This is a genomic window from Burkholderia sp. E168m22, assembly GCF_001319805.1.
Taxonomy (GTDB): Bacteria; Pseudomonadota; Gammaproteobacteria; order Burkholderiales; family Burkholderiaceae; genus Burkholderia; species Burkholderia orbicola.
On sequence record NZ_BBSK01000072.1, the window covers coordinates 92,574 to 101,438 of the forward strand.

At 68.2% G+C, this 8,865-nt stretch carries 9 protein-coding genes and 1 pseudogene; 7 read left to right on the top strand and 3 right to left on the bottom strand.

Going from position 1 to position 8,865, the window contains the following annotated elements; genetic code table 11:
* The first annotated feature begins 52 nt into the window (after positions 1-52).
* Genes AP428_RS16995 through AP428_RS17010 form a run of 4 tightly spaced genes read left to right on the top strand, consistent with a single transcriptional unit; the run spans position 53 to position 3,753 of the window.
* Positions 53-1,018 carry an L-carnitine dehydrogenase gene (locus AP428_RS16995; RefSeq protein ID WP_011547128.1) on the top strand — a complete coding sequence of 322 codons (966 nt, stop codon included), beginning with the start codon at positions 53-55 and terminating at the stop codon, positions 1,016-1,018.
* A gap of 10 nt (positions 1,019-1,028) precedes the next feature.
* Positions 1,029-1,517 carry a thioesterase family protein gene (locus AP428_RS17000; RefSeq protein ID WP_006480688.1) on the top strand — a complete coding sequence of 163 codons (489 nt, stop codon included), beginning with the start codon at positions 1,029-1,031 and terminating at the stop codon, positions 1,515-1,517.
* A gap of 50 nt (positions 1,518-1,567) precedes the next feature.
* Positions 1,568-2,524 (top strand): alpha/beta hydrolase, encoded by a 957-nt coding sequence (locus AP428_RS17005; protein ID WP_011547129.1) that lies wholly within the window; start codon positions 1,568-1,570, stop codon positions 2,522-2,524.
* Between the two features lie 23 nt (positions 2,525-2,547).
* Positions 2,548-3,753, top strand: coding sequence for a TauD/TfdA family dioxygenase (locus AP428_RS17010; protein ID WP_011547130.1), 1,206 nt, complete (start codon positions 2,548-2,550; stop codon positions 3,751-3,753).
* Positions 3,754-3,946: 193 nt separating this feature from the next.
* Here AP428_RS17010 and AP428_RS17015 read toward each other — a convergent pair whose 3' ends face one another.
* The 3 genes from AP428_RS17015 to AP428_RS17025 form a co-directional block, all read right to left on the bottom strand.
* On the bottom strand, positions 3,947-4,249 hold the full coding sequence (locus AP428_RS17015) for a DUF4148 domain-containing protein (RefSeq protein ID WP_006480691.1): 303 nt from the start codon (positions 4,247-4,249) through the stop codon (positions 3,947-3,949).
* A 214-nt stretch (positions 4,250-4,463) separates the two neighbouring features.
* Positions 4,464-5,450, bottom strand: a complete 987-nt coding sequence (locus tag AP428_RS17020) for an oxidoreductase (protein WP_011547131.1) — start codon at positions 5,448-5,450, stop codon at positions 4,464-4,466.
* Positions 5,451-5,620: 170 nt separating this feature from the next.
* Complete coding sequence (locus AP428_RS17025) at positions 5,621-5,911, bottom strand: DUF3331 domain-containing protein (protein WP_011547132.1); 291 nt, start codon at positions 5,909-5,911, stop codon at positions 5,621-5,623.
* Between the two features lie 666 nt (positions 5,912-6,577).
* On the opposite strand from AP428_RS17025, the gene AP428_RS17030 reads away from it, so the two are divergent.
* From AP428_RS17030 to AP428_RS17040, 3 genes and pseudogenes are all read left to right on the top strand, one after another.
* Positions 6,578-7,342 (top strand): SDR family oxidoreductase, encoded by a 765-nt coding sequence (locus tag AP428_RS17030; RefSeq protein ID WP_011547133.1) that lies wholly within the window; start codon positions 6,578-6,580, stop codon positions 7,340-7,342.
* A gap of 63 nt (positions 7,343-7,405) precedes the next feature.
* Positions 7,406-8,248: an ureidoglycolate lyase gene (locus tag AP428_RS17035; RefSeq protein WP_006480696.1), complete on the top strand. Its 843-nt coding sequence runs from the start codon at positions 7,406-7,408 to the stop codon at positions 8,246-8,248.
* A 23-nt stretch (positions 8,249-8,271) separates the two neighbouring features.
* Positions 8,272-8,865, top strand: a pseudogene (locus AP428_RS17040) (fuconate dehydratase); the annotation flags it as partial.

Below are 8,865 nucleotides of genomic sequence, written 5' to 3' on the forward strand. Positions count from 1 at the left end.
CGTCCACGCGCGGCCGCCGACCGATTTCCCCTGATTCGAAGGATGCGTTGACATGGCTGTGAAGACCGACATCAAGACGTTTGCCGCCATCGGCACTGGCGTGATCGGCAGCGGATGGATTTCCCGCGCGCTCGCGCACGGTCTCGACGTGGTCGTGTGGGACCCGGCGCCGGGCGCCGAAGCGCGACTGCGCGCGAACGTCGCGAACGCATGGCCCGCGCTCGAACGCGTCGGCCTCGCGCCGGGCGCCGATCCCGCACGGCTGCGCTTCGTATCGACGATTGAAGCATGCGTCGCCGATGCGGATTTCATCCAGGAGAGCGCGCCCGAGCGCGAGGCGCTGAAGCTCGAACTGCACGAGCAGATCAGCCGCGCGGCGAAGCCCGACGCGATCATCGCGTCGTCGACGTCGGGGCTACTGCCGACCGATTTCTACGCGCGGGCCACGCATCCGGAGCGCTGCGTGGTCGGTCACCCGTTCAACCCCGTCTATCTGCTGCCGCTCGTCGAGGTGCTCGGCGGCGCGCGCACGTCGCCGGAAGCGGTCGAGGGCGCGATGGAGGTCTATCGCAAGCTCGGCATGCGGCCGCTGCATGTGCGCAAGGAAGTGCCGGGCTTCATCGCGGACCGCCTGCTCGAAGCGTTGTGGCGCGAGGCGCTGCATCTGGTCAACGAAGGCGTCGCGACGACCGGCGAGATCGACGATGCGATCCGCTTCGGCGCGGGCATCCGCTGGTCGTTCATGGGTACGTTCCTGACCTACACGCTGGCCGGCGGCGACGCGGGCATGCGACACTTCATGCAGCAATTCGGCCCGGCGCTCGAACTGCCGTGGACGAAGCTGGTCGCGCCGACGCTCACCGACGCGCTGATCGACAGCGTCGTCGAAGGCACGACCGAACAGCAGGGCACGCGCAGCATCAAGGAGCTCGAACGCTATCGCGACGAGTGCATCACCGAGGTGCTGAAATCGATCGCCGCGGTGAAGGCGCGGCACGGGATGCGATTCGAGGACTAAAGGACAGGCGATGACCGGCGATACCCCGCTGACGATTTACCGCGACGTGGTGCGGCCCGAATGGGTCGACTACAACGGCCACCTGCGCGATGCGTTCTACCTGCTGATCTTCAGCTTCGCGACCGATGCGCTGCTGGATCGCATCGGCCTCGACGACGCCGCGCGCCGCGAGCGGGGGCGCTCGGTCTACACGCTCGAAGCGCACGTGAACTATCTGCACGAGATCAAGGAAGGCACGCCGGTGCGTGTCGATGCGCGCGTGCTCGCGCACGATGCGAAGCGGCTGCACCTGTATCTCGAACTGTTCGCCGACGGGCATGACGACGCGGTGTCGGCGAGCGAGCAGATGCTGCTGCACGTCGATACGCGCGACGGCGCGAAATCGGCACCGTTCGACGACGACGTGGCCGCGCGCGTGGCCGAACTGCATGCGTTGCAGCGCGAGTGCGCGGCGCCTGCGTATGCGGGCCGCGTGATCGGGCTGCCGCCGCGCCGCTAGCGGCGTGCTGCATCTTTTCCATCGTCATCTTCGACCGCGGAGCGCACACGATGCTCGAACCGGAAATCGCGGCGTTCGTCGCGGCCGTCGACGCGTGGTATCCGGCCGATGCGGCGGCGCGTTCGCCCGACGAGCAGCGCCGTCTCTACGACCGCTTCGCGGCCGAATGGACGCCGGCCGCGCTGCCGGCCGGCATCGTGCAGCACGACGCCGTGTGGCGCGCACCGGGCGGCCGCACGATCGCACTGCGGCGCTATACGTGCGCACACGGCACGCCGCGCGGCACGGTGCTGTTTTTTCATGGCGGCGGCTTCGTCGTCGGCTCGCTCGACAGCCATGCGCTGATCACCGCGCAACTGGCAGCCGATACGGGCCTCGACGTGATCGCCGTCGACTATCGGCTCGCGCCCGAACACCGCGCGCCGGCCGCGCTCGACGATTGCCTGGAAGTTACGCGTGCCGCACGCGATGCGCATCGGCCGTTGGGGCCGTGCGTGCCGCCGCTGACGCTCGCGGGCGACAGCGCGGGCGGGATGCTCGCGGCGGCGGTGGCGACCGCGCTGCGCGATGCGGGCGAACGCAACGTGGACGGCATCGCGCTCGTCTATCCGATGCTCGGTTTCGAACCGCAGTCGCCCGCGCGCGACGCGGAAGCGTACGCGCCGATGCTGACGCTCGACGACGTGCATCGCTATCGCGCGCTGTACTGGGGCGGCGACTTGGCCGACGTGCTGCGCGACGGCAACCCGCTGTTGTGTGCATCGGTGCCGCTCGAAGCTACACGCTTCGACGGTTTGCCGCCGGTGCTCGCGATCGGCGCGGAGCATGATCCGCTGCGCGACGATGCGCGCGTGTACGTCGAACGGATTCGCGCGGCGGGCGGTATCGCGCGCTACTGGATGGGAGAGGGGCTGGTGCACGGCTGCTGGCGCGCGCTCGGGACGAGCCCGCAGGCCGCGCGGATGCACCGGCTGGTCGGCGGGTTCTTGCTCGCACCACACGCGTAGCGGGCGTTTTCCGGGAGGCAACGATGCAGGCAGCGGCGCAACACCGTATCGAGGACTGGCGGACGTTTTCGGCCGACGCGGCGATCGCGGCGGCGACGATCGGCGATGACGCGGTGGAGGTCGAGTGGAGCGACGCGCGACGCTCGCCGTTCCATTTCGACTGGCTGCGCGACAACTGCGCGTGTTCCGCGTGCGTGCATGCGATCACGCGCGAACAGGTGTTCGAGATCGCCGATGCGCGCGAGGATCTGTCGGCGCTCACCGTGCACGTCGAGACCGACGGCGCGCTGCATGTGGAATGGAACGACGGGCACCGCAGCGCGTGGTCGCCGGGCTGGTTGCGTGCGCATGCGTACGACGACGCGTCGCGCGCCGAGCGCCTGGCCGCGCACGGGCGGCACGTATGGACCGGTGACGATGCGACGGCGATCGGCGTATTCGCGTGGCGCGACGTGATGGAAGACGACCGTGCGTTGCTCGCATGGCTCGGCGCGTTGCAGCGCACGGGGCTCACGCGCGTCGAAGGCGTGCCGGCCGAGCGCGGCCGCGTCGACGAGATCGCACGCCGTGTCGGCCTGATCCGCGAAAGTAATTTCGGTGTGCTGTTCGACGTCGAATCGAAGCCGCGCCCGGACAGCAATGCGTATACGTCGCTGAATCTTCCGCCGCACACCGACCTGCCGACGCGTGAATTGCAGCCGGGCGTGCAGTTCCTGCATTGCCTCGCGAACGACGCGACGGGCGGCGACAGCATTTTCCTCGACGGCTTCGCGCTCGCGGATGCGCTGCGGCGCGAACATCCGGACGATTTCGAGCAGCTCGCATCGACGCCGTTCGAGTTCTGGAACAAGAGCGCGAACAGCGACTACCGCTGTTCGGCGCCGGTGATCGGCCTCGATGCACGCGGCAACGTGACGGAAGTACGCGTCGCGAACTTCCTGCGCGGGCCGCTCGATGCGCCGGCCGGTTCGGTCGCGGCCGTCTATCGTGCGTACCGGCGGTTTCTCGCGCTGGCGCGCGAGCCGCGCTTTCGCGTACAGCGCCGGCTGCGGGCGGGCGACATGTGGGCGTTCGACAACCGGCGCGTGCTGCATGCGCGCACCGGGTTCGATCCGTCGACGGGCCGTCGGCACCTGCAGGGCTGTTACGTCGATCGCGATGAGTTGCTGTCGCGCTGGCGCGTGCTGTCGCGATCGGCGCCGGCCGGGGCCGCGGCCGTGGCCGGCTGACCGGCACACACGGCGTCTTCTTGCACACCTCGCCGGGAAAAAGCACCCGGACGCCGGGCGTCCGGGCGAAGCCACCCGCTGCCGGGCGGCGGAGGTATGCGTTTCACAAAACAGACGAGCCCCGCGAAGGGGGCTCGTCAGGACTGCGTGACTTCATCGCGCGACGCGCGGCGCCCGCCGAGGGCGCATCGGCTTACTGGCCGAAGAAGATCGAGTCGCGTGCGTTCGACGAAGCGGCTGCCGGCGCGCCCGAGTGGACGAGCGGCGCCGGTTGCGCGCCGTAGCCGCTGCTGTCGACACCATGAACGCGCGCTTCGGCGCTCTGGATGTCGTTCGGGTAGTACGGGCTCGACACGCCCGGCTTGTAGCCGGCCTGTTCGAGCTGGACCAGTTCGTTGCGCACTTGAGCGCGCGTCACGGTGCTTTGTTGAGCGAATGCGCCGAACGAAGCGGACAGGGCGGCAGCGGCAACGACTGCGGAAACGAGCGATTTCATGGTGACCTCCGGTGTTTTATTGAGTTCGCTCTCGACACCATGTCTTGAGCGATTGATCAAATGTTAGTCACCGGCGTGTTCAGGGTAAACGCTGAATTTGACGATAAATTGTTTCCTGACTGGTAACAGTGAGGCGTCGAAACAGTCTTTCAACGGGCTTTCCTTTCGGTTGGCGTAATAGGTATGAAGAATGCCGTGGCCGGCGACGCGCGATTCAGCGTGCTTCGGCCGCCGTATCGAACGGCCGGCCCGACGCGCGGCCCGCGGGTGCGCCGGAACTGAGAAAGCGCACGCCCGTCGCGGCTTCCGAGGCTTCCCACAGCAACGCCGCCGTTGCCACGTTGCGCGCCGCGCGCGGCACGCTTGCCGGTGCCGGCAGCCCCCGCGATTCGAACCAGCCGGACGGGCCGATGTACGCGCCGCCGGCCAGATCGGGCGACGTGGCCGCATGAATCGCGGGCAGCGCGCCCTGATCGGCCGGCTGCGCGAGATAACGGTTCGCGGCACGCATCAGCGCGGCGCGGGTGGGCGAGCGGTCCATTGCCGGGCCCGCGAACTGCAGGTTGGTCGCCGCATAGCCGGGGTGCGCGGCGACGCTGATGCCGGCGAACGCCGCGCGCTCGAAGCGGCGCTGCAGCTCGAGCGCGAACACGAGGTTCGCGAGCTTGCTGTCGCAATAGGCGAGATAACGGTTGTAGCGATGCGCGGCGCGCAGGTCGTCCACGCGAATCCGGCCGCCTCGGTTGAAGCCGCTCGACATCGTGACGACGCGCGCCCGACGTGCGGCGCGCAGCGCCGGCAGCAGATGGCCGGTCAGCGCGAAATGGCCGAGGTGGTTGGTGCCGAACTGCATCTCGAAGCCGTCGCGCGTGTGCCGCAGCGGCAGGAACATCACGCCGGCGTTGTTGCAGAGGATGTCGACGCGGCCGTGGCGTTCGCCGACGTCGGCCGCGAAGCGTGCGATCGACGCGAGATCGGCGAGGTCGAGCGGATCGACTTCGACGCGTGCATGAGGATGAAGCCGGCGGATCGCGTCGGCGGCCTGCGCGCTGCGGGTGGCGTCGCGGCAGCCCATCACGACCGTCGCGCCTTTCGCGGCCAGCGTTTCCGCGAGGTGCCAGCCGAGGCCGCTATTGGCGCCGGTCACGACCGCGACCTTGCCGCCTTGCGCCGGGACGTGGCGCGCGCTCCATGCATGCATGTCTGCCTCCATCGGCGCGGCCGGTCGGCCGCCGTACGTAATCGTTACATTGAGTGGTGTAACGATAGTGCGGGCGGACGGAGCAGACAAGCAGGGGAATTAGACCGGCGCTTCTAGGACTGGCTGGCGGATAGCGTGGCGCCGCCAGCCTGGCGCACGGCCGGCAGGTGTTACCTGCTGCCGGCCAGCGCGAGTACCTCGGCGGCGGAGATCATGGCGGCGGCGTTCGCGGGGGCCGGACGCTCGGCCGGGCGGAACACTTCGTCGCCGCGATGGATGACCTGGCGCGACAGCGCGCAGGTGCCGGTGCGCTGCGCGAAGCGGCGGCGCCAGCGTTGCTCGCCGTAGTGACAGCGGCCGGGCTCGACCCAGCGGACGACGAGCAGCGTATCGGAACGTTCGAGGATTTCGACGTGGACGTCGGCGGGATCGAGCGCAGGCAGGGATTGGGAGGCCTTCATTTTGCCGTTTCCTAAAGCCCGTGCGGGTTCGGCCATGGCAGTGGGTGTCACTACCCAAGGGGGAATCCGTAGGGGTTTCCATGAGTGGTGCGCTAAATGTAAGCGTCTGTGACCGGAAAAAACATCCTGTCTGGCTCAAATTACCTTTTGCCGATTTAGAAACAATCCACGCTTATTTTCTTGGAAAACCAAGAACAAAAAGCCCCGGACGGAAAGCCCGGGGCGGAAAATCGGCCCGCGCGCCGTGTCTGCTCGCCCAGTCACGGGATACATCGCCAGGGGACGGAGGTGCCCGCAGGGATCCGGCGCGGGCGGGGAGGCGATGTACCGGAAGCGCGGTCCGGCAACGCCATGATGGCGTGCGCCACCCGTTGGCACCCTGACGCGAACATGACTTTTTTGTCAGTTTGGCGCGGCCGTCGTCCCGAACGTCGGTGAAGAGTCGGCTGGAAGGCCCGCCGGTACCGGGTTTGCGCGAATCGAGAGGCCGGACTTCAACGCCACTCGCCCGCCGCATTCTTGCGTGCCGGACGGATTGATCCGCCCCGGGTAAATACTGAATCGCGATTTCGTGACAAACGGGCGATCCCTTCCTATGATTGGTTGGACCTTTAGTCCTTTGTGCCAATCGGCCGACTGGCGGCCGGCTTTTTCGGAGAGATGCTCATGAGATTGCAGGGCAAACGCGCGCTGGTGACGGCGGCCGGGCAGGGCATCGGCCGCGCGACCGCGCTGCGGTTCGCGAGCGAGGGCGCCGACGTGCTGGCGACCGACATCAACGAAGCCGCGCTGGTGCGGCTCGAGGCCGACGCCGAACGCGCGGGCGGCCGGCTGGTCACGCGGCGGCTCGACGTCACCGCTACGAACGAGGTCGCGGCGCTCGCCGCGAGCGAACGCGCGTTCGACGTGCTGTTCAACTGCGCGGGCTACGTGCATCACGGCTCGATCCTCGAGTGCGACGAAGACGCGTGGGCGTTCTCGCTGAACCTGAACGTCACGTCGATGTACCGGCTGATCCGCGCGCTGCTGCCCGCGATGCTCGAAGCCGGCGGCGGGTCGATCGTCAACATGGCGTCGGCCGCGTCGAGCGTGAAGGGTGTGCCGAACCGCTTCGTGTACGGCACCACCAAGGCGGCCGTGATCGGGCTGACCAAGGCGGTGGCCGCCGATTTCGTCGAACGCGGCATCCGCTGCAACGCGATCTGCCCGGGCACGATCGAATCGCCGTCGCTGGAGCAGCGGATCGCCGACCAGGCGCGCACGCGCCACGTGTCCGCCGACGAGGTGCGCCAGGCGTTCGTCGCGCGCCAGCCGATCGGCCGTATCGGCAGCGCGGACGAAGTGGCCGCGCTCGCGCTGTACCTGGCGTCCGACGAAGCGTCGTTCACCACCGGCACGATTCACCTGATCGACGGCGGCTGGTCAAACTGACCGTGTCGAACTGACCACCCCTTTCCGCTCACTTCCCCTTTCCGTTTCCGTTCGGATGACGCTATGAAACTGCTGAGATTTGGCGACAAACACCATGAAAAGCCGGGCCTGCTCGATGCGCAGGGCCACATTCGCGACCTGTCCGGCGTGATCGACGACATCGCCGGCGACGCGCTGACGCCTGCGTCGCTCGCGCGGCTGCGCGACATTCCGCCTTCGTCGCTGCCGCTCGTCGAAGGCACGCCGCGGCTCGGCGCGTGCGTCGGCCGTGTCGGCAAGTTCATCTGCATCGGCCTCAACTATTCCGACCACGCGGCCGAATCGGGGATGGAGGTGCCGAAGGAGCCCGTCGTGTTCGGCAAGTGGACGAGCGCGATCTCGGGCCCGAACGACGACGTCGAGATCCCGCGCGGCTCGGAGAAGACCGACTGGGAAGTCGAACTTGGCGTGGTGATCGGCCAGGGCGGCCGCTATATCGACGAAGCCGATGCGCTGTCGCACGTCGCCGGCTACTGCGTCGTGAACGACGTGTCGGAGCGCGAATACCAGCTCGAACGCGGCGGCACGTGGGACAAGGGCAAGGGCAACGACACGTTCGGCCCGATCGGCCCGTGGCTCGTGACGGCCGACGAAGTGCCCGATCCGCACGCGCTGCGGCTGTGGCTCGAGGTGGACGGCCACCGCTACCAGAACGGCACGACCGCGACGATGGTGTTTCGCGTGCCGCACCTGATCAGCTACCTGAGCCGTTTCATGAGCCTGCAGCCGGGCGACGTGATCTCGACCGGCACGCCGCCTGGCGTCGGCCTTGGACAGAAGCCGCCCGTCTACCTGCGCGCCGGACAGGTGATCACGCTCGGCATCGACGGGCTCGGCGAGCAGCGCCAGCGTACCGTGCAGGCCTGATTCCCTTCAACGGACGGTTCGTCATGCCTATCATTCGATCGATGCGCGTCCTCGACGTGCGCTTTCCGACCTCGCGCCAGCTCGACGGCTCCGACGCGATGAATCCGGACCCCGATTATTCGGCGGCCTACGTCGTGCTCGAAACCGACCGCGACGGGCTCGAAGGCCACGGGCTCACGTTCACCATCGGGCGCGGCAACGAAATCTGCTGCGCGGCGATCGACGCGATGCGTCACCTCGTCGTCGGCCTCGACCTCGACTGGATTCGCGAGGACATGGGCCGCTTCTGGCGGCACGTGACGTCGGACAGCCAGTTGCGCTGGATCGGCCCGGACAAGGGCGCGATCCACCTGGCGACGGGCGCCGTCGTCAACGCGGTGTGGGATTTGTGGGCGAAGGCCGTCGGCAAGCCGCTGTGGCGGCTCGTTGCCGACCTGAGCCCGGAGGAGCTGGCGCGGGCGATCGACTTCCGCTACCTGACCGACTGCCTGAGCCCGGACGAAGCGCTCGACCTGCTGCGCCGGCAGGCGCCCGGCAAGGCCGCGCGGATCGCCGCGCTGGAGCGCGACGGCTACCCGTGCTACACGACGTCGGCCGGCTGGCTCGGCTACAGCGAC